Below are 17,299 nucleotides of genomic sequence, written 5' to 3' on the forward strand. Positions count from 1 at the left end.
GATGGTAAAGTGCCCATTCACATTATTGACAGGCGCCTGAATCCAGGCGGCAAGAGTCTTGAGAACCGTCAGCGGTTCTTGCGTCGGGCCAAGTCCCTGGTGCAGGGCGCCGTCAAGAAGACCTCGCAGGAACGCGACATCAAGGACGTCCTGGAGGGTGGTGAGGTCACGATTCCGCTGGACGGCATGCACGAGCCGCGCTTCCGCCGTGAAGGCGGAACGCGCGACATGGTGCTGCCCGGCAACAAGAAGTTCATCGAGGGCGACTATCTGCAACGCCAAGGCCAGGGCAGCGCCAAGGATTCCGGCCCCGGCGAAGGCGACAGCGAGGACGCCTTCCGCTTCGTGCTCTCCCGCGACGAATTCGTCGATCTCTTCCTCGATGATCTCGAGCTGCCCGATTTGGCCAAGCGCAAGATCGCGCAGACCGAGAGCGAAGGCATCCAGCGCGCCGGCTACACCACGTCAGGTTCGCCCGCCAACATCTCGGTCAGCCGGACCGTGAAGCTGGCGCTGGCCCGCCGCATCGCGCTCAAGCGTCCCCGCAAGGATGAAGTCGAGGAGCTGGAAGCCGAGATCGCGGCCTGCACCGACGAGGACGAGCGCGCCGAGCTCATCGCCCGGCTCGAAAAGCTGAAGGCCAAGACCAAACGCATTCCGTTCATCGATCCGCTCGACATCCGCTATCGCCGCTACGAGAAGGTGCCGCGGCCGGTGGCGCAGGCCGTGATGTTCTGTCTGATGGACGTCTCCGGCTCGATGTCAGAGCACATGAAGGATCTCGCCAAGCGCTTTTACATGCTGCTCTACGTGTTCCTGAAGCGGCGCTACAAGCATGTCGAGATCGTCTTCATCCGCCACACCGACCGCGCCGAGGAGGTGGACGAGCAGACCTTCTTCTACGGTCCGGCCTCCGGCGGCACGCTGGTTTCCAGCGCGCTGCAGGCGATGCACGAGATCGTGCGCGAGCGCTTCAATCCCTCGGACTGGAATATCTACGCCGCGCAAGCCTCCGATGGCGACAATTCCTATTCCGACGGCGAACTCACCGGCCTGCTGCTGACCGAAAAGATCCTGCCGGTCTGCCAATTCTTCGCCTATCTCGAGGTCGGGGAATCAGGCGGCAGCGCCTTCGATCTCTCCGATTCCTCGCTCTGGACCCTCTATGAGCGCCTGCGCAACAGCGGTGCACCGCTCTCGATGCGCAAGGTCTCCGAGCGCAGCGAGATCTTTCCGGTGTTCCACGATCTGTTCCAGCGCCGCGAAACTGCCCAGGAGAAAGCCGCTCCATGACGGAACGCTTGTTCGAAGGCGCCGATTGGGATTTCCAGACCTTGCAGCGGATCACCGACGCCTGCGAGGAAGTGGCGTTGAAGGATCTCGGGCTCGACGTCTACCCGAACCAGATCGAGGTCATCACCGCCGAGCAGATGCTGGACGCCTATTCGTCGGTCGGCATGCCGCTGTTCTACAAGCACTGGTCGTTCGGCAAGCACTTCGCGTTTCACGAGGCCTCCTATCGCAAGGGCCTGATGGGCCTTGCCTATGAGATCGTGATCAACTCCTCGCCCTGCATCTCCTACCTCATGGAGGAGAACACGGCGACGATGCAGACGCTGGTGATCGCGCACGCCGCGTTCGGCCACAACCACTTCTTCAAGAACAATTATCTGTTCAAGCAGTGGACCGATGCCGAAGGCATTCTCGATTATCTCGATTTCGCCAAGAACTACGTCATGCAGTGCGAGGAGCGCTACGGCCGCATCGAGGTCGAGCGCACGCTGGACGCGGCGCATGCGCTGATGTCGCACGGCATCGACCGCTATCCCGGCAAGAAGAAGCTCGACCTGCGCGCGGAAGAGAAGCGGGCAGGGCGTCGTCGCCAGCACGAGGAGGAAGTCTTCAACGACCTCTGGCGCACCGTTCCGACAGGCAAGAGCAAGAGCCGCTCGGCGCTCTCGGTCGAGCGTCGGCGCAAGCTGCTCGGCCTGCCGCAGGAGAACCTGCTCTATTTCCTGGAGAAGAGCGCGCCGCGGCTGGCGCCCTGGCAGCGCGAGCTGCTGCGCATCGTTCGCCACATCGCGCAATATTTCTATCCGCAGAGCCAGACCAAGGTGATGAACGAGGGGACGGCGACCTACGTCCACTATCGCATCATGACCAGGCTGCACCAGCAGGGCCGCATTACCGACGGCAACTTCCTCGAATTCCTGGGCTCGCACACCAATGTGGTGTTCCAGCCCGAATTCGACGATCAGCGCTTCTCGGGCTTCAATCCCTATGCGCTCGGCTTCGCGGTGATGCAGGACATCGAGCGCATCGTCACCAATCCGGAAGACGAGGACCGCGAGTGGTTCCCCGACATCGCCGGCAAGGGCGACGTGATGGGCGTGCTGCGCGACGTCTGGGCCAATTACCGCGACGAGAGCTTCATCGGCCAGTTCCTGAGTCCGAAGTTGATGCGGCACTTCCGCATGTTCCACCTCCACGACGATCCCGAGGAGCGCGCCGGCATCCGGGTCGATGCCATCCACGACGAGCGCGGCTTCCGCCGCGTCCGGCGCGAGCTGGCGCGGCAGCACGACGTCGGCTTCATCGACGCCAACATCGAAGTGGTCGACGTCGATCTCTCCGGCGACCGCCGGCTGATCCTGCACCACCACGTCATCAAGGGCTCGCAGCTCAACGAGACCGATGCCAAGCGCGTGCTCCAGCATCTCGCCGATCTCTGGACCTATGACGTCGCCCTGATCGAGGTCGACGCCAACGACAAGGTGCTGCGCGAATACGTCGTCAGCCCGCGCCCGATCCCGGCGGCGGTGGCGTAAGGATAGCGCTCAGGAGGAGGTGTGCTCCCTCCCCCGCAAGCGGGAGAGGTTGCACCGAGTCCGCGGCTGCTTATGCGATGAAAATCAATTCATGCTATCTTAGGCGGAGCGCTTCTTCGCCGGCTTCTTCTTCGTCGCATTCAGCTCCACCGCCGCACGGATCAGCGCCTTCAACGCTTTCTCGTTGATTTTCTCGCCTTCGCGAATGTCGATCGCGCGCCGTACATTGCCGTCGAGGCTGGAGTTGAACAGCCCGGCCGCATCGTCCAGCGCCGCGCCCTTGGCAAAGGTCAGCTTCACCACTTCCTTGTAGGTTTCGCCGGTGCAGATGATGCCGTCGTGCTCCCAGACGGGAACGCCGCGCCATTTCCATGCCTCGACCACTTCAGGATCGGCCTCCTTGATCAGCGCGCGGACGCGCTTCAGCGTCTCGCCGCGCCAGTCGCCGAGTTCCTTGATCCTGCCGTCGATCAGTTTCGAGGGCGACGGCCCGTCCGTTTCTTTCTTTTTTGCGGCCACGGCTTTCTTCACGACCGCGCCTCGCTGCGACGGCTGAGATAGGGCAGCGCGAACAGATAGAGCCCGGTCGCGAGCAGCGGAAGCAGCGGCACGAAGGCCATCAGGCCGATCCAGGCGGCCTGTATCTGCATCGTCAGCGCAACGATGTTGGCGATGACGGCAAGCGTGAAGGCAATCGACAACCAGCGATGGATCTGCCTGATCCACATGTTCGAGCTCATCTCAATCTCCTCTGGGACTATTCAGTATGGACGGGCTCGGCCGGGCTATTCCGTCCGCGCCAGCAGCTCGTCCAGCTTGGTGAAGAACTGCTTCCAGCCGGCATGCGCGCCGCCATAAGCCTGCTTCTGGCTGGGCCGGAAGCCCGCCTGTTCGACGCGCAGATGCGTGCCCGATCCTCGCGGGGTGAGCGTGAAGGTTACGACGCTCTTGAGGTCGTAGGCCGCGTCCTCATGCGTGAAATTCCAGGTGTAGGCGAGGGTACGCTGCGGCTCGATGGCGAGCACCTCGCAATCCAGCACGCCGCCCCACTCGCCGCGCAGATTGAAGCGGTGACCCACGTCAGGCTTGAAGTCGTTCTTCATCAGCCATTCCTCGATCAGATGCGGCTGGGTCAGCGCGCGCCACAGCCGCTCCGGCGGATAGGCGAACTCGCGCTCGATGACCACGGAACGTGTTTCGGTCGCAGCCTCAGTCATTGGTCCATCCTCTTCAGGAGATCGTCGAGCGCATCGAGCCGGTTCTGCCAGAAGCCCGCCATCTGGCCGGTCCAGTCGATCAGTGGATTGAGCGCACCGGGCTGCGCGCTGTAGTGGGTCTGGCGTCCTTCGTGGCGGTCGCGCACGAGGCCCGCCTGCTTGAGCGCGCCGAGATGTTTTGACACCGCCGGCTGGGAAACGCCTGATCGGGCCGTCAGTGCCCCGACCGTCTGCTCGCCCTCGCGGCACAGCCGTTCGAAGATCGCCCGCCGGGTGGGGTCGGCGAGCGTCCGAAACAGAAGATCGTGCGCGGCGGACATGCGAAATCCATAACTCGGAAGTTATGGATTGACTCATAACCGCGGGGTTATGGGTGTGTCAAGTGCGGCAGGGAAGCGGTGATGGCTCGCGCCGACCTCTCTCCCGTCATTGCGAAGACCTGCGAAGAAGCAATGCGGACTGTCTGCGCGGACGGACTGGATTGCTTCGCTTCGCTCGCAATGACGGAAGAGGCAACGGCGCCCTACGGCCGCAAGTACAGATATCCCTGCGACTGCAGCTCGGCCAAACGCACCACGCCGCCTCTTTCCGCGCTGACGAACCCCGGCAGCAGATCCTTCAGCGTGATGTTTTGCGCCTTCATGGTGTTGCCGCAGGCGGCGAGCTCGACGCCGTCCTTGGAGAAGTCGCTGATCCGCCTGCCGACGTCGGGATTGGCCTGCGCCGCGTGAAACGCCTTCAGCGCCGGCCCGTGGATCACGAGCGCGAGCGTGACATGGTCGGGGCCGCCGACGCCGTCGATGTGGTTCTGGATGTTGCCGAGCACGAAATTGACCTTGTCGGCATCAGCGAGGTGATAGACGACCTTCAGCTTGCTCGACGGTGCGGCCTCGGTCGCAGCTTTGGCGCGCGAGGCGGCAAAGGCCGCGCCCAGCGCCGAGACGGTGCTCCACAAGATGTTCCGGCGGTTCATGGCGATCTCCCTGGCGCATGATCTGAAGCGGTTTTCCGAAAAGATCATGCGCAAACAACAACGGCAGCCGGAGACATATCACTTGTGCCGGAGCGCGGCGAGTTCCTTGCGGTCGGTCACCAGCGCGGCGCATTCGCTGTTGTCGACCCGGTCGAGGCGGAAAATCCCGTCGTCGCTGCCTGCGACCAGCGACCGCTCGGCCTCGTCGTCAGGCTTGTTGTGCAGCCAGACCCTGATGCTGTCGAGCCGCACGATGGCCGATTTGTCGTCCTTCGACAGCGCGATCCCGACGCCGCCGCCCTCGCAATCGACGCCGCAGCCGAGCCGGACCTCGCTGCCCTGCTTGGTGAGCACGGTGTGGTGGCAGGAGCCGCTGGAATCGAAATCGCCGCTGCGGTGGCGATAGCGGAAGCCGAGCCGGAAGGAGTTGTGCAACTGCTCGTCCGCTTCAAAGGTCTCCGCCGAGACCAGCAGCTTCATCGACGCGACCTTCTGCTTGGGATGCCGCGCCAGATGGTCGGCGTCGTAGCGGCGGACGAAGCAGGCATAGGCGGTCTTGCCGGGCGCGCCCGCATAGAGGCGGGCGTTGAAAGTCTCGGCTTCGGACGTGGTGGCCTCGCGAAAGTCGTCGGCCTCCTCAGCCCGGGCGACGCCGATGAAGGCTGCGAGGGCAAGCGGAAGGATGAGGGCAAGCTTCATGATCGCACCGGGATCGTCAGGTCTTGGCGGCCCGCATCGCGCGCGATGGGGCCAATTGTCGGTTAGTCGCAAGCCCGGCGCCGTGCGTTCAACTGCGAATGCCTCGCACTCCCGCGGGCAGCCTCGCGCAAGGTTCCAGGCTTAACCCCTGACATGGAGGGGCGCGGATAGAGCCCAGGTTGTTGCAAATGGCTGGAGGCGGTTGAAATGTCCGAAAGTCCGACCTTGCCCAATCTCGCGATCGGCTATTCCCGAGCCCGGCTGCTGACGTTGTTCGGCGGCAGCCTGCTGTTGACGCTGCTTTGCACCGTCCTCGCCTTCAGCTGGCAAGAGGGCAATGACGTCACCAAGGTCCTGGTGGCCATCTGTTATGTCGGCGCGGTGTTTTTCGGCCTCGCCACCTGCAGGATGCTCTGGCGGCTGGCCACTGCCAGGCAGCCGGTGCTCTTCATCAGCCGTGTCGGCATTCGCGACACCAGGCTCGCCGGCGAGACCATCGCCTGGAGCGCCGTACGCAAGATTTTCTCATGGGAGCAGCGCGGGCAGAAATTCGTGGTGCTCAAGGTCGATCCCCTGATCGCCCAGCGATTCTCGAGGAGTATTGCGATGCAGGCCCTGACGCTGTTGAACAAGGCGCTTGGCACTGACAGCGTGATCGTGAATGCTGGCGGCCTGACCGTGGACATGGAAACGTTGCTCGAGACCTGCCAGCAATATTGGGGCGCCGGACGACCTGCCCAGGCAGACGAGGCCGCGGCGGAGGCTGAGGCCCAACCCGAGCCTGTCGGCTGAATCTGGAGGCGGTGCGAGTTCGGCGCTCAGCGCCGTAGGGTGGGCAAAGCGAAACGTGCCCACCATGCCTATCAACTGTGCGGAGAGATGGTGAGCACGGCGCGCTGCGCCTTTGCCCACCCCACGGCTTCATCGAAGCCGCCAATCATCGCAAACTGGCGTTGATCTTGTCCAGCACCGCCGAGCCCGGGCAGAGCGTGTCCGCTTCCAGCGTGTTGAGCGGCGTCTCGACCGTGTTGAGATGGGCGTGCAGATCTTCAGCGTCCGGATCGACATAGAGCAGACCCGTGACGATCTGGCCCTTGGCCGCGTGCTTGGCGAGGAAGGTCTGGGCCCCCAGCCGGTCGTGCGGATCGTAGTCGGCGTCGATCTTGCGCAGCGCGATCTTGCTGCCGTCGTGCTGCTCGACCACTTGCACCGTACCAGGCGCGTAGTCCACCGCAATGGGATCGCGGCCGACCAGCACGTCGAGCCGGTTCACGGCATCGTTGTGCTCGCGGACATAATCGAAGCTCTTGGTCGAGCCGGCGTGGTTGTTGAAGGCGATGCAGGGGCTGATGACGTCGATGAAGGACGCGCCCTTGTGGCGGATCGCGGCCGCGATCAGCGGCACCAGCTGCGTCTTGTCGCCGGAAAAGGAGCGCGCGACGAAGGTGGCGCCAAGCTGAAGCGCAATCGCGACGAGGTCGATGGCGTTGTCGGTGTTGGTCACGCCCTTCTTGCTCTTCGAGCCGCGGTCGGCCGTCGCCGAGAACTGGCCCTTGGTCAGGCCGTAGACGCCGTTGTTTTCGACGATATAGGTCATGTTGACGCCGCGTCGGATCGAATGCGCGAACTGGCCGAAGCCGATCGAGGCGGAATCGCCGTCGCCGGAGACACCGAGATAGATCAGGTCGCGGTTGGCGAGATTGGCCCCGGTGAGCACTGAGGGCATGCGGCCGTGTACGGAGTTGAAGCCGTGCGAATTGCCGAGGAAATAGTCCGGCGTCTTCGACGAGCAGCCGATGCCGGAGATCTTCGCCACGCGATGCGGCTCGATCGACAGCTCGTAGCAGGCCTCGATGATCGAGGCTGTGATCGAATCATGACCGCAGCCGGCGCACAACGTCGAGATTTTTCCCTCGTAGTCGCGATGCGTATAGCCAAGCTCGTTCTTCTTCAGGCCCGGATGATGGAATTTCGGTTTGGCGATGTAGGTCATGACACGGCCTTGCGGAGTGGGGTCACCTTGAGGTGATCCTGGTGGTCGCCGATGGCTTTTGCGATGAAGCGGGCGGTGATCGGCGTGCCGTCGTAATGCACGATCGGCACGAGGCGGACGGGATCGATGCCGTTCTCGTTGACGATGAGCTGGCGCAGCTGGCTGTCGCGGTTCTGCTCGACCACGTAGACGAAATCGTGCTCGGCGAGGAAGCTCGCGACGCTGGAGTGGAACGGGAAGGCACGGATGCGCAGGCGATCGAGCTGATGCCCGCGCGCCTCCAGGAGCCCGATGGCCTCGTCCATCGCCGGCGAGGTCGAGCCGAAATAGATCACGCCATATTTGGTCGGCCGTTCCGCATTGGCCTGCAGCGGGCGCGGCACGAGGTCCTGCGCGGTCTCGAACTTGCGGACCAGACGCTGCATGTTGTCGGCATAAACCGAGCCCTCCTCGGAGTAACGCGCATAACGGTCGCGCGAGGTGCCGCGGGTGAAATAGGAGCCCTTGGTCGGATGCGTGCCGGGATAGGTGCGATAGGGGATGCCGTCGCCATCGACGTCGAGATAGCGGCCGAAGTCGCGCCCCTCTTCCAGCATCTCCGCGGTCATCACCTTGCCGCGGTCGTATTGCCGCGAATCGTCCCATTTCAGGGGGCGGCAGAGCCGGTGGTTCATGCCGATGTCGAGATCGAGCATCAGGAAGATCGTGGTCTGCAGCCGCTCGGCGAGATCGAAGGCGGCCGCAGCGAACTCGAACGCCTCGGCCGGATCTTCCGGAAACAGCAGCACATGCTTGGTGTCGCCATGCGAAGCATAGGCGCAAGCGATGATGTCGCATTGCTGGGTGCGGGTCGGCATGCCCGTGGACGGGCCGGCGCGCTGGATGTTCATGATCACGGCCGGAATCTCGGCAAAGTAGGAGAGGCCGATGAACTCGGTCATCAGGGAGATGCCGGGGCCCGACGTCGCGGTAAAGGCGCGCGCACCGTTCCAGGAGGCTCCGATGACGATGCCGATGGAGGCGAGTTCGTCCTCGCCCTGGACAATGGCGTACTTTGCCTTGCCGGTCTCGGGATCGTGCCGGTACTTCTTGCAATGCGCGGTGAAGGCTTCCGCCACCGACGAGGACGGCGTGATGGGATACCAGGCGCAGACGGTGGCGCCGCCATAGACCGCGCCGAGCGCGGCGGCGCTGTTGCCCTCGATGAAGATGCGATCGCCGACCTTGTCGGACTTCTTCACCCTGAGCCCGATCGGGCACTTCAGGTTCTGCAGCGCCCAGTCGCGCCCCAGATGCAGCGCGTGGACGTTGGAGGAGAGCAGCTTCTCCTTGCCCCTGTACTGCTCGCCGATCAGCTGCTCGATCACCTTCGGGTCCATCTCGAGCAGCGCACTGAGCGCGCCGAGATAGATGATGTTCTTGAACAGCTGGCGCTGCCGCGGATCGGTATAGGTCGAATTGGTGATCGCGGTTAGGGGCACGCCGATCACGGTGATGTCGTCGCGGAATTTGGTCGACGGCATCGGCTTGGTCGAATCGTAGAACAGGTAGCCGCCCGGCTCGATGCCGGCGACGTCCTTGTCCCAGGTCTGCGGGTTCATCGCCACCATCATGTCGATGCCACCGCGGGCGCCGAGATGACCGGCTTCGGTGACCCGCACCTCGTACCAGGTCGGCAGGCCCTGGATGTTGGAGGGGAAGATGTTGCGCGGAGAGACCGGCACGCCGTGGCGGAGGATCGCGCGCGCGAACATCTCGTTGGCGCTGGCCGAGCCCGAGCCGTTGACGTTGGCGAAGCGAACGACGAAGTCGTTTACGCTGCTGATCGGCTTTTTGTCGGGCATGTCGAACCTGCGTGGGTCATCTCGATGAAGTATTTCTGCATGTCCCAGGCGCCGGTGGGACAACGCTCGGCGCACAGCCCGCAATGCAGGCAGACGTCCTCGTCCTTGACCATGACGCGGCCGGTCTTGAGATCGGAGGAGACGTAGAGATCCTGGTCCGGATGCGCCGAAGGCGCCTTCAGGCGATGGCGCAGATCGTCTTCCTCGCCATTGGCGGTGAAGGTGATGCAATCCATCGGACAGATGTCGGCGCAGGCATCGCACTCGATGCAGAGCGAGGTCGAGAACACGGTCTGCACGTCGCAGTTCAGGCAGCGATGCGCTTCGCCGAGCGCCAGCTTGACGTCGTAGCCGAGCTCGACCTCGGTGCGGATGTCCTTCAGCGCGACGACCTTGTCGCGATGCGGCACCTTGAAGCGCTTGTCGATGGAGATGTCGTTGTCATAGCTCCATTCGTGGATGCCCATCTTCTGCGAGGAGACATGCACCTCCGGCAGCGGGCGTTCGGTGATGTCCTCGCCCGACAGCATCTTGTGGATCGACAACGCCGCGTCGTGCCCCTGCGCCACCGCCCAGATGATGTTCTTCGGGCCGAACGCGGCGTCGCCGCCGAAGAACACTTTCGGGTTGGTCGAGACGAAGGTCTTCGGATCGACCTTGGGCATGTGCCATTTGTCGAACTCGATGCCGCAGTCCTGCTCGATCCAGGGGAAGGCGTTCTCCTGGCCGACTGCGACCAGCACGTCGTCGCATTCGAAGGTCTGGTCGGGCTCGCCTGACGGAACGAGGTTGCGGCGGCCCTTGGCGTCGTATTCGGCTTTCACCTTCTGGAAGGTGATGCCGGCGAGCTTGCCGTTGTCGTGGATGAAGGTGGTGGGGACGAGGAAGTTGAGGATCGGGATGTCCTCGTGGATCGCATCCTCCTTTTCCCAGGGCGAGGCTTTCATCTCCTCGAAGCCGGAGCGCACGATCACTTTGACGTCCTCGCCGCCGAGGCGGCGCGCGGTGCGGCAGCAATCCATCGCGGTGTTGCCGCCGCCGAGCACGATGACGCGCTTGCCGATCTTGTCGGTGTGCCCGAACGACACGGAGGAGAGCCAGTCGATGCCGATATGGATGTTGGCGGCGGCCTCTTTGCGGCCGGGGATGTCGAGCTCGCGGCCGCGGGGCGCGCCGGAGCCGACGAAGATCGCGTCGTATTTCTCCGCGAGCAGCGCCTTCATGCTCTCGATGCGATGCCCGCCCTTGAACTCGACACCGAGACCCAGGATATAGCCGGTCTCTTCGTCGATGACGGAATTGGGCAGGCGAAATTTCGGGATCTGCGTCCGCATCATGCCGCCGGCTTCGGGATCGCCGTCGAACACCGTGCAGTGATAGCCGAGCGGCGCCAGATCGCGCGCCACGGTCAGCGACGCCGGGCCGCCGCCAACGAATGCGACGCGCTTGCCGTTCTTCGGCGTGGGCTTCGGCAGGCGCTGCTTGATGTCGTCCTTGAAGTCGGCGGCGACGCGCTTGAGGCGGCAGATCGCGACCGGCGTCTCCTCGACGCGTCCGCGGCGACAGGCCGGCTCGCACGGACGATCGCAAGTGCGTCCCAGGATTCCGGGAAACACGTTCGATTTCCAATTGATCATGTAGGCGTCGCTGTAGCGGCCTTGTGCGATCAGTCGGATGTATTCGGGAACGGGGGTGTGCGCAGGACAGGCCCATTGGCAATCGACCACTTTGTGAAAGTAGTCGGGGGCCGCGATATCGGTCGGTTTCATTCCTACCCTGTCCGCGCAGGCCCAAAGACCCGGCGGCCTCTTCTTGAGCTTGGCGAACGCTTAATGCGTCTCGATGTGGTTTCTGAATGACGTCATTGGGTTAGCTTATTAGAACCGGTCCGAAGTACAACGGCAATTTTGGGTGATCACCGGCTTTCATGGGAGCCAAGCGCGCACAGCATTAACGGCTACGTGCGTTCATGCGGCGGTGCAGCATCATGCGATACTCCATCCCCGCCACTGCGAGGAGCCCGTGCGACGAAGCAATCCAGAGTGTTGCCGCGGTCGCAGTCTGGATTGCTTCGCTGCGCTCGCAATGACGGCGGCAGTCAGTCGCTCGCAATATCGCTCTTCGCCAGGTCCCACATCAGGCAATACGTGCCGACCGAGACAGGCGGCGGGAAGGGCGCTGCTGCGGGGCCGGTGAAGCGTTCTGCGATCGCGGTCGAGACGGCGCTGACCTGGGTGCCGTCGATCAGCACGTACCAGTCGCGTGCGCCCGCGTTGCGCACGGCCGGAATTTCAGGCGTTGCGCCCGACAATTCCGGCTCGCCCTCGAGCAAGTGCATCGAGACGATGCCTTCGAGCTTTTCGGGCGCCAGCTTTTCATGCAACGCGTCGCGCCATGCGCCGGCGTTGTCGGCTGTTGGGCGCAGCCGCACGAGCCCGAGCGCGGCGCCGCGGCCGGTGCCCTTGCTGATGGTGATGCGCGCGACGACGCGCAGCATGTCCTTGAAACGCGCCATGGTCTGCCGCGACCAGTCGGTCGGATTGGCAAGCCGCGCCCGGTAGGCGGGACTGTCGAGCACAGCGAGCGTCTCGGTCGAATACAGGCAGAGATATTTGGGATTGGCGGCGTGCGCGACATAGCGCCGCGCTTCGAGAAAGCCCTCGATCGCAACGCGCTCTTCCAGGTGCTCGCGATCGTACCAGCGGTTGAAATCCGCTTCATCGGCGGCGTCGACGTTCATCGACGTCAGCAGCATGCCTTTCCCGGCGAGGGGCATTTCCTTGTGACCTCTTATCGCCCGATCTTCGACGCGAGATCGGCGATCGACTTCATCACCGCATCCCGTACGCCGGCATCATAGAGCGAATGGCCGGCTTCTTCCACGATCCTGACCTCGGAACCCGGCCACACTTTCGCGAGCGCGTGGGATGTCTCAGGCGGGCACAACAGATCGTAGCGGCCTTGCACGATAATGCCGGGAATGCCTTCGAGCCTGACCGCATTCCGCAACAACTGATCCGCGCCCAGGAAGGCATTGTTGGCGAAATAGTGCGCCTCCATGAACGGCGTCGCCGGCAGCGTGCGCCAGACGTTGAGGGAGGGGAGGTCGAGGCGCGTCTTGGCCGGCTTGTGCTCCGACAGGGCGCGCTCCGTGTCGTGCCAGGCGCGCGAGGCGGGGCCGTGGACGGCGGGATCGGCATCGAGGATGCGGCGATAATAGGATTCGACAGGCCGCGCGCGCTCCTCCGGCGGCAGCACGGTGAGAAAGTCCTCTGAGAGCGCCGGGTAGAATTGCGCGAGGCGCGAGGTGAAGGCGGTCTCGACCTCGGCTTGCGTGCCGAGAAAGGTCGCGCGTAGCGCGATGCCGGAGACGTGCTCGGGATGGGCCTGTGCATAGGCCAGCGCCAGCGTCGCGCCCCAGGAGCCGCCGACCACCATCCAGCGTGAGATGCCGTACTTCTCGCGGATCTTTTCCATGTCCGCGATCAGATGCGCCGTGGTGTTGTGCTCGCGCGATCCCTTGGGACGGCTGCGGCCGCAACCACGCTGGTCGAACAGCACCGCGTGCATCCGCTCGGGATCGAACAGCCGGCGATGATCGGGCTGGCAGCCGCTGCCGGGCCCGCCATGCAGGTAGATGGCAGGGATTCCGCCTTCGCGGCCGACGCTCTCGACGTAGAGCTCGTGACCGTCGCCGACGTCGAGCATGTCCGAGGTCAGCGGCGCAAAGGGATCGGCGCGCCTCGCCGCTGTGCCTGCGTCGGCGTCAGGACCCATTCTCGGATTCCAGGGTGCCGCCGGCAAAATTGCGATAGAGGAAGCGGTTGGTCTCGCCCTCGGCCTCGGCTTCCGCCTGCTTGAAGATGGTCTCGTGCAGCGGCGACAGCGCGCAGGCGGGATCGGTGTTGGCGGCATCGCCCGTCAGCGCGAAGGCCTGGCAGCGGCAGCCGCCGAAATCGATCTCGCGGAATTCGCAGGATTTACACGGCTCCTTCATCCAGCCGGTGCCGCGATAGCGGTTGAAGGCCTCGGAGTTCTGCCAGATCCAGGCGATCGAATGGTTCGAGCGCACCGACTCGAACTCCAGCCCGGTGATGCTCTCGGCGGCGTGGCAGGGCAGCACCTTGCCGGCGGGCGAGATGTTGAAGAACTGCCGGCCCCAGCCGCCCATGCACTTCTTCGGCCGCAGCGCGTAATAGTCAGGCACGACATAGTCGATCGTAAGCCGGCCCTTCAGCCGCTCGCGCGCTTCCTCGACGATGGCCGTGCACTCGTCGAGTTGCGCCACGGTCGGCATCAGCGCGGCGCGGTTCTTCAGCGCCCAGCCGTAATATTGCACATTGGCGACTTCGAGCCGGTCGGCGTCGAGATCGACCGACATCTGGATGATCTCGGAAAGCTGATGCAGGTTCTGCCGGTGCATCACCGCGTTCACCGTGAGCGGCAGATCGAGCTCGCGCGTCCATTTCGCGACCTCGAGCTTCTTGCGGTGGCCCCCCTTGTAGCCGGCGACGCGGTCGGCGAGGCCTTCCTCGATGCCCTGGAACGAGATCTGCACGTGGCAGAGCCCGGCGTCGGCGAGCTCGCTCAGCTTCTCGCGCGTCAGCAGCACGGCCGAGGTGATGAGGTTGGTGTAGAGCCCGACGTCGCTGGCGTGCTTGACCAGCTCGACGAGGTCTTTCCGCGCGGTCGGCTCGCCGCCGGAGAAATGCACCTGGAGCACGCCGATCTCGGCGAGCTCGCTCAGCACCTTCTTCCATTCGTCCGTGGTCAGTTCCTTGCCCGAGCGGTCGAGCTCGACCGGGTTGGAGCAATAGGGGCATTGCAGCGGGCAGCGATGGGTGATCTCGAGCAGCACGGCGAGCGGAATGCCGAACGTCTCCGCCGTCGAGCGGCTCTTCTCCAGCACCGCGAGGCCGTCGCTGGGCGGGGGCGGGTTGCCGAGCACGTCGGTCATGACGTCTTCTCCCGCGCTTCGGTGAGAAAGCCCTTGTCGGCGAGATCCTGCAGCATGGCGATGACGTCGGTGAGGATCGCCTCGCGGGGCGCTGCGTATTTCCCTGCCAGCTGATCGGAGACGTCGCCGACGCTGCGCTTGCCGTCGCAGAGCTGCAGAACCTCGACCGCGATCTCGTCGGGCGCGAGCACGCGCTCCGGCGCCAGGATCACCCAGACCTTGCGCGTCTCGTCATATTTCAGCTTGGCGTGCCGCGGCAGCACCGGGCGGCTTGCCTCGCTGACGCTGATGTTCCGCGGCCCGGCCATTGCGCTATCCCTTAACCCGCTTTGGGCACGAACGCGCCCGGCGGAATGTTGCCCTCGACATAGGCGTAATACAGCGCATCCAGCTGCACCCACAAGACATTGGTCTTGAAGATCAGCGCGTTGCAGACCGCGGCGCGCTCCTCCGGATTGCGCGCATGCGTCCTGACATAGTCGAGCGCGAAATTGGCATCGCGCGGCGCCTGGGTCAGGCGGCGCTTGAAATAGCTCATGGTGTCGGAGTTGACGAAGTCGTAGTGCTGCAACATGCCGGCAATGCGCTCTTCGTGAATGCTCGGTGCGAACAGCTCGGTGAGCGAGGAGGCGATCGCCTCCAGCGGGCTCTTCTCGCGGCAGTAATGCACATAAGCTTCCACCGCGAAGCGCGTCGCCGGCAGGATGCCTTCGGTCGATTCCACATAGGCCGTGTCGAGCCCGAGACCTTCGGTCAGCTTGATCCAGCGCTCGATGCCGCCTTCGGAGCCGACATCGCCGTCATGGTCCTCGATGCGGTGGCGCCATTCCAGGCGTGTGGCGCGGTCGCGGAAGCGCGAGATCACCACCGCGTCCTTGATCGGGATCGTGCTCTGGTAATAGTAGCGGTTCAGCGCCCAGGCCTGCACCTGGCCCTTGTTGAGCTTGCCGCCGTGCAGCAGCTTATGGAACGGATGCAGGCTGTGATAGCGCGTCGCGCCGATGTGGCGCAGCGTCGCCTCGAGCTCTTCAGCCGAGTTGAGCCTGATATCCTTGCCGATCGAGAGCGCGGTCATTCCAGTCATGGATGCGGCATTCACAGCACGATCTCCGTTCCGTCGGCGGGAATCTGCCATCCCGCGTGTTCAGCAGTCTTGCGTTCAGGCGAGGCTGGCAGCAGCGCCGGGTTCGAGTTGTTGATGTGCAGAAAGATCTTCCTGTCGATGTTGAGGTCCGCGAGCCGCGCGATCGCGCCGTCCTCGCCCGACATCGCGACATGCCCCATGCTCTTGCCGGTTTTGTGGCCGAGGCCGGCCCGGATCATCTCGTCGTCCTGCCAGACCGTGCCGTCGAAGAACACCAGCGCGGCGCCGTCGATCTCGGCCTTGAGCGCGTCGGTCACCTCGGCGCAGGCGGCGATGAAGTAGAAGCATTTGCCTGATGACTTGTCGGTGATCTTCAGGCCCAGCGTATCGCCGTCGCCGCTCTCGCCGCCGGGATGCACCTTGCCTTCCAGGTACCAGGCCGATTTGCCGGGCACTGCGAACGGCAGCACCTCGATCCCTGAGCGCGCGCCATCGGGCAGTCGCGGCTCGAAGGGGTCGCCGATAGCGATCGGCTGGCGCTTGACGTGCTTCTCGTTCAGCACGTTGAAGATGCTGTTGCTGGCCAGGATCGCCAGCACTTTCTCATGCGCATAGACTGTGAATGGCGAACTCTCGCGCATCGAGAGCAGGCCCGCGACCGCGTCGACTTCGCTGTTGGTCAGGATCACGCCTGCAACAGGCGTATGGCGCAGCGCGCCGGCCTTGGGATGCAGCTGCGGCGTAGCGTTCAATTGCTGGCGCAGGTCGGGGGAGGCGTTGATCAGGAACCAATGCTCGCCGTCGCCGCTGAAGGCAACCGAGGCTTGGGTTCGATAAAGCTCGCGGCCGTTGGCGCGGGCCGCCCGGCAGCCCTCGCAGCCGCAATTCCACTGGGGAACTCCGCCGCCGGCTGCGGCACCCAGGACGACGACGCGAAGCATGATCCGTCTCCTGGAAGGAACACGCGCGGTGGATCTCAGGCCGACGCAGCTGCCGACACAGATTCTTTCTTTCGGAGACGCGTTGTGACCGAAAAATCCACCGGCGCGAGAAGCGCGAGATCGCCAGCCGCTTACTTGCGGGTGGCGCTCACATACATGTTGATTTCCATGCCGCAGGGCACTTCGACGATCTTCGGGGCTTTCCAGGCCATTTTGGCTCTCCATCTTTGCGAATTCGGACGTATCCGCCCACCGCTAAGTTAGTGCGGGCGGAAAAGTTCGCCAGTGAAATTTTCCCGGACATAGGTAGTAGGCCGGCGGAATTGCTGCACTGCAAGGCACGCGTAGCACGGCCTGAAAAAATATGAGCCAATGGCATGCGCAAGAGCGTTGATAGGTCGTGCTCCCTGCCGGGATAAACCAGTTGTGAGCATAGAACGGCTTCCAATCGTTTGCAGGCGACCCCATTGGATCAGGCATGCCCAGATATTTCTTCAACACCCGTATTGGCGACGAACTGATCGTGGATCCTGACGGCGAGGATCTGCGCAACCCCGATCGCGCCTGGGAGGTTGCCCGCCAGATGATCCTGGAGGTGGTGAAATCCGAGGGGGCCCAGCCGGCCCTGCTCGAGGCCGTCATCGAGGTCACCGACGTCGCCGGCGAGATCGTGCTGGAGTTCCCCTTCAGCGAGGCGTTGCTGGACATACCGGACGCGTCGGCGACGCGGCATTAGAGGCGTCCGCTCTCTGCCGTCATTGCT

The 17,299-nt window shown here is 63.9% G+C and carries 20 protein-coding genes; 4 read left to right on the plus strand and 16 right to left on the minus strand.

Annotation, left to right across the window (positions count from 1 at the left end; all coding sequences use genetic code 11):
• Window positions 1-15: 15 nt before the first annotated feature.
• Together X265_RS09395 and X265_RS09400 are read left to right on the plus strand one after the other, a co-directional pair.
• Window positions 16-1,293 carry a YeaH/YhbH family protein gene (locus X265_RS09395; RefSeq protein WP_188637359.1) on the plus strand — a complete coding sequence of 426 codons (1,278 nt, stop codon included), beginning with the start codon at window positions 16-18 and terminating at the stop codon, window positions 1,291-1,293.
• Window positions 1,290-2,828, plus strand: a complete 1,539-nt coding sequence (locus X265_RS09400; RefSeq protein ID WP_128964564.1) for a SpoVR family protein — start codon at window positions 1,290-1,292, stop codon at window positions 2,826-2,828. The genes X265_RS09395 and X265_RS09400 overlap by 4 nt, the downstream gene beginning before the upstream one ends.
• A gap of 99 nt (window positions 2,829-2,927) precedes the next feature.
• Here the strand turns inward: X265_RS09400 and X265_RS09405 are convergent, their stop codons facing one another.
• The 6 genes from X265_RS09405 to X265_RS09430 form a co-directional block, all read right to left on the minus strand.
• Window positions 2,928-3,359 carry a DUF1801 domain-containing protein gene (locus X265_RS09405; protein ID WP_128964565.1) on the minus strand — a complete coding sequence of 144 codons (432 nt, stop codon included), beginning with the start codon at window positions 3,357-3,359 and terminating at the stop codon, window positions 2,928-2,930.
• Window positions 3,356-3,568 (minus strand): hypothetical protein, encoded by a 213-nt coding sequence (locus X265_RS09410; protein ID WP_164938489.1) that lies wholly within the window; start codon window positions 3,566-3,568, stop codon window positions 3,356-3,358. The genes X265_RS09405 and X265_RS09410 overlap by 4 nt, the downstream gene beginning before the upstream one ends.
• 45 nt (window positions 3,569-3,613) lie before the next feature.
• Window positions 3,614-4,045 (minus strand): SRPBCC family protein, encoded by a 432-nt coding sequence (locus X265_RS09415; protein WP_128964566.1) that lies wholly within the window; start codon window positions 4,043-4,045, stop codon window positions 3,614-3,616.
• Window positions 4,042-4,365: an ArsR/SmtB family transcription factor gene (locus X265_RS09420; RefSeq protein WP_128964567.1), complete on the minus strand. Its 324-nt coding sequence runs from the start codon at window positions 4,363-4,365 to the stop codon at window positions 4,042-4,044. The genes X265_RS09415 and X265_RS09420 overlap by 4 nt, the downstream gene beginning before the upstream one ends.
• 203 nt (window positions 4,366-4,568) lie before the next feature.
• A complete protein-coding gene (locus X265_RS09425) occupies window positions 4,569-5,018 on the minus strand; it encodes a DsrE family protein (protein WP_128964568.1) in 450 nt (149 codons plus the stop codon).
• Window positions 5,019-5,096: 78 nt separating this feature from the next.
• On the minus strand, window positions 5,097-5,717 hold the full coding sequence (locus X265_RS09430) for a hypothetical protein (protein WP_128964569.1): 621 nt from the start codon (window positions 5,715-5,717) through the stop codon (window positions 5,097-5,099).
• Window positions 5,718-5,924: 207 nt separating this feature from the next.
• Here X265_RS09430 and X265_RS09435 point away from each other — a divergent pair, with 207 nt between their 5' ends.
• Window positions 5,925-6,509, plus strand: a complete 585-nt coding sequence (locus X265_RS09435; RefSeq protein WP_128964570.1) for an STM3941 family protein — start codon at window positions 5,925-5,927, stop codon at window positions 6,507-6,509.
• Between the two features lie 145 nt (window positions 6,510-6,654).
• Here the strand turns inward: X265_RS09435 and X265_RS09440 are convergent, their stop codons facing one another.
• From X265_RS09440 to pqqA, 10 genes are all read right to left on the minus strand, one after another.
• Entirely contained in the window at window positions 6,655-7,710 is a 1,056-nt protein-coding gene (locus X265_RS09440; protein ID WP_128964571.1) for a 2-oxoacid:ferredoxin oxidoreductase subunit beta, read from the minus strand.
• Window positions 7,707-9,554 carry a 2-oxoacid:acceptor oxidoreductase subunit alpha gene (locus tag X265_RS09445; protein WP_164938490.1) on the minus strand — a complete coding sequence of 616 codons (1,848 nt, stop codon included), beginning with the start codon at window positions 9,552-9,554 and terminating at the stop codon, window positions 7,707-7,709. Before X265_RS09445 ends, X265_RS09440 begins: the two co-directional genes overlap by 4 nt.
• The gene (locus X265_RS09450; RefSeq protein WP_128964573.1) at window positions 9,524-11,323 is read right to left on the minus strand and encodes an FAD-dependent oxidoreductase; all 1,800 of its coding nucleotides are present in this window, start codon (window positions 11,321-11,323) and stop codon (window positions 9,524-9,526) included. Before X265_RS09450 ends, X265_RS09445 begins: the two co-directional genes overlap by 31 nt.
• Before the next feature lie 329 nt (window positions 11,324-11,652).
• Window positions 11,653-12,330, minus strand: a complete 678-nt coding sequence (locus X265_RS09460; protein ID WP_128964575.1) for a DUF4286 family protein — start codon at window positions 12,328-12,330, stop codon at window positions 11,653-11,655.
• 14 nt (window positions 12,331-12,344) lie between these two features.
• Window positions 12,345-13,331: a prolyl aminopeptidase gene (gene pip, locus X265_RS09465; protein WP_128964576.1), complete on the minus strand. Its 987-nt coding sequence runs from the start codon at window positions 13,329-13,331 to the stop codon at window positions 12,345-12,347.
• Window positions 13,321-14,511 (minus strand): pyrroloquinoline quinone biosynthesis protein PqqE, encoded by a 1,191-nt coding sequence (gene pqqE, locus X265_RS09470; RefSeq protein WP_128964577.1) that lies wholly within the window; start codon window positions 14,509-14,511, stop codon window positions 13,321-13,323. Before pqqE ends, pip begins: the two co-directional genes overlap by 11 nt.
• A complete protein-coding gene (pqqD, locus tag X265_RS09475) occupies window positions 14,508-14,819 on the minus strand; it encodes a pyrroloquinoline quinone biosynthesis peptide chaperone PqqD (RefSeq protein ID WP_128964578.1) in 312 nt (103 codons plus the stop codon). The genes pqqE and pqqD overlap by 4 nt, the downstream gene beginning before the upstream one ends.
• Before the next feature lie 11 nt (window positions 14,820-14,830).
• The gene (pqqC, locus tag X265_RS09480; RefSeq protein WP_373291573.1) at window positions 14,831-15,586 is read right to left on the minus strand and encodes a pyrroloquinoline-quinone synthase PqqC; all 756 of its coding nucleotides are present in this window, start codon (window positions 15,584-15,586) and stop codon (window positions 14,831-14,833) included.
• A 20-nt stretch (window positions 15,587-15,606) separates the two neighbouring features.
• Window positions 15,607-16,536, minus strand: a complete 930-nt coding sequence (gene pqqB / locus X265_RS09485) for a pyrroloquinoline quinone biosynthesis protein PqqB (protein WP_128964580.1) — start codon at window positions 16,534-16,536, stop codon at window positions 15,607-15,609.
• A gap of 131 nt (window positions 16,537-16,667) precedes the next feature.
• Window positions 16,668-16,748 carry a pyrroloquinoline quinone precursor peptide PqqA gene (gene pqqA / locus X265_RS09490; protein ID WP_007595659.1) on the minus strand — a complete coding sequence of 27 codons (81 nt, stop codon included), beginning with the start codon at window positions 16,746-16,748 and terminating at the stop codon, window positions 16,668-16,670.
• A 266-nt stretch (window positions 16,749-17,014) separates the two neighbouring features.
• Here pqqA and X265_RS09495 point away from each other — a divergent pair, with 266 nt between their 5' ends.
• Window positions 17,015-17,272 carry a DUF6894 family protein gene (locus X265_RS09495; protein ID WP_128964581.1) on the plus strand — a complete coding sequence of 86 codons (258 nt, stop codon included), beginning with the start codon at window positions 17,015-17,017 and terminating at the stop codon, window positions 17,270-17,272.
• Window positions 17,273-17,299: the final 27 nt, after the last annotated feature.

Origin of the sequence: Bradyrhizobium guangdongense (genome assembly GCF_004114975.1) — a bacterium.
GTDB lineage: Bacteria > Pseudomonadota > Alphaproteobacteria > Rhizobiales > Xanthobacteraceae > Bradyrhizobium > Bradyrhizobium guangdongense.

Excerpts from the sequence above, each read along its gene's own strand:
- X265_RS09400 (WP_128964564.1), top strand. The coding sequence starts at position 1,290 with ATGACGGAACGCTTGTTCGAAGGCGCCGATTGGGATTTCCAGACCTTG.
- X265_RS09410 (WP_164938489.1), bottom strand. The coding sequence starts at position 3,568 with ATGAGCTCGAACATGTGGATCAGGCAGATCCATCGCTGGTTGTCGATT.
- X265_RS09415 (WP_128964566.1), bottom strand. The coding sequence starts at position 4,045 with ATGACTGAGGCTGCGACCGAAACACGTTCCGTGGTCATCGAGCGCGAG.
- X265_RS09420 (WP_128964567.1), bottom strand. The coding sequence starts at position 4,365 with ATGTCCGCCGCGCACGATCTTCTGTTTCGGACGCTCGCCGACCCCACC.
- X265_RS09425 (WP_128964568.1), bottom strand. The coding sequence starts at position 5,018 with ATGAACCGCCGGAACATCTTGTGGAGCACCGTCTCGGCGCTGGGCGCG.
- X265_RS09430 (WP_128964569.1), bottom strand. The coding sequence starts at position 5,717 with ATGAAGCTTGCCCTCATCCTTCCGCTTGCCCTCGCAGCCTTCATCGGC.
- X265_RS09435 (WP_128964570.1), top strand. The coding sequence starts at position 5,925 with ATGTCCGAAAGTCCGACCTTGCCCAATCTCGCGATCGGCTATTCCCGA.
- X265_RS09440 (WP_128964571.1), bottom strand. The coding sequence starts at position 7,710 with ATGACCTACATCGCCAAACCGAAATTCCATCATCCGGGCCTGAAGAAG.
- X265_RS09445 (WP_164938490.1), bottom strand. The coding sequence starts at position 9,554 with ATGCCCGACAAAAAGCCGATCAGCAGCGTAAACGACTTCGTCGTTCGC.
- X265_RS09450 (WP_128964573.1), bottom strand. The coding sequence starts at position 11,323 with ATGAAACCGACCGATATCGCGGCCCCCGACTACTTTCACAAAGTGGTC.
- X265_RS09460 (WP_128964575.1), bottom strand. The coding sequence starts at position 12,330 with ATGCCCCTCGCCGGGAAAGGCATGCTGCTGACGTCGATGAACGTCGAC.
- pip (WP_128964576.1), bottom strand. The coding sequence starts at position 13,331 with ATGGGTCCTGACGCCGACGCAGGCACAGCGGCGAGGCGCGCCGATCCC.
- pqqE (WP_128964577.1), bottom strand. The coding sequence starts at position 14,511 with ATGACCGACGTGCTCGGCAACCCGCCCCCGCCCAGCGACGGCCTCGCG.
- pqqD (WP_128964578.1), bottom strand. The coding sequence starts at position 14,819 with ATGGCCGGGCCGCGGAACATCAGCGTCAGCGAGGCAAGCCGCCCGGTG.
- pqqC (WP_373291573.1), bottom strand. The coding sequence starts at position 15,586 with ATGACCGCGCTCTCGATCGGCAAGGATATCAGGCTCAACTCGGCTGAA.
- pqqB (WP_128964580.1), bottom strand. The coding sequence starts at position 16,536 with ATGCTTCGCGTCGTCGTCCTGGGTGCCGCAGCCGGCGGCGGAGTTCCC.
- pqqA (WP_007595659.1), bottom strand. The coding sequence starts at position 16,748 with ATGGCCTGGAAAGCCCCGAAGATCGTCGAAGTGCCCTGCGGCATGGAA.
- X265_RS09495 (WP_128964581.1), top strand. The coding sequence starts at position 17,015 with ATGCCCAGATATTTCTTCAACACCCGTATTGGCGACGAACTGATCGTG.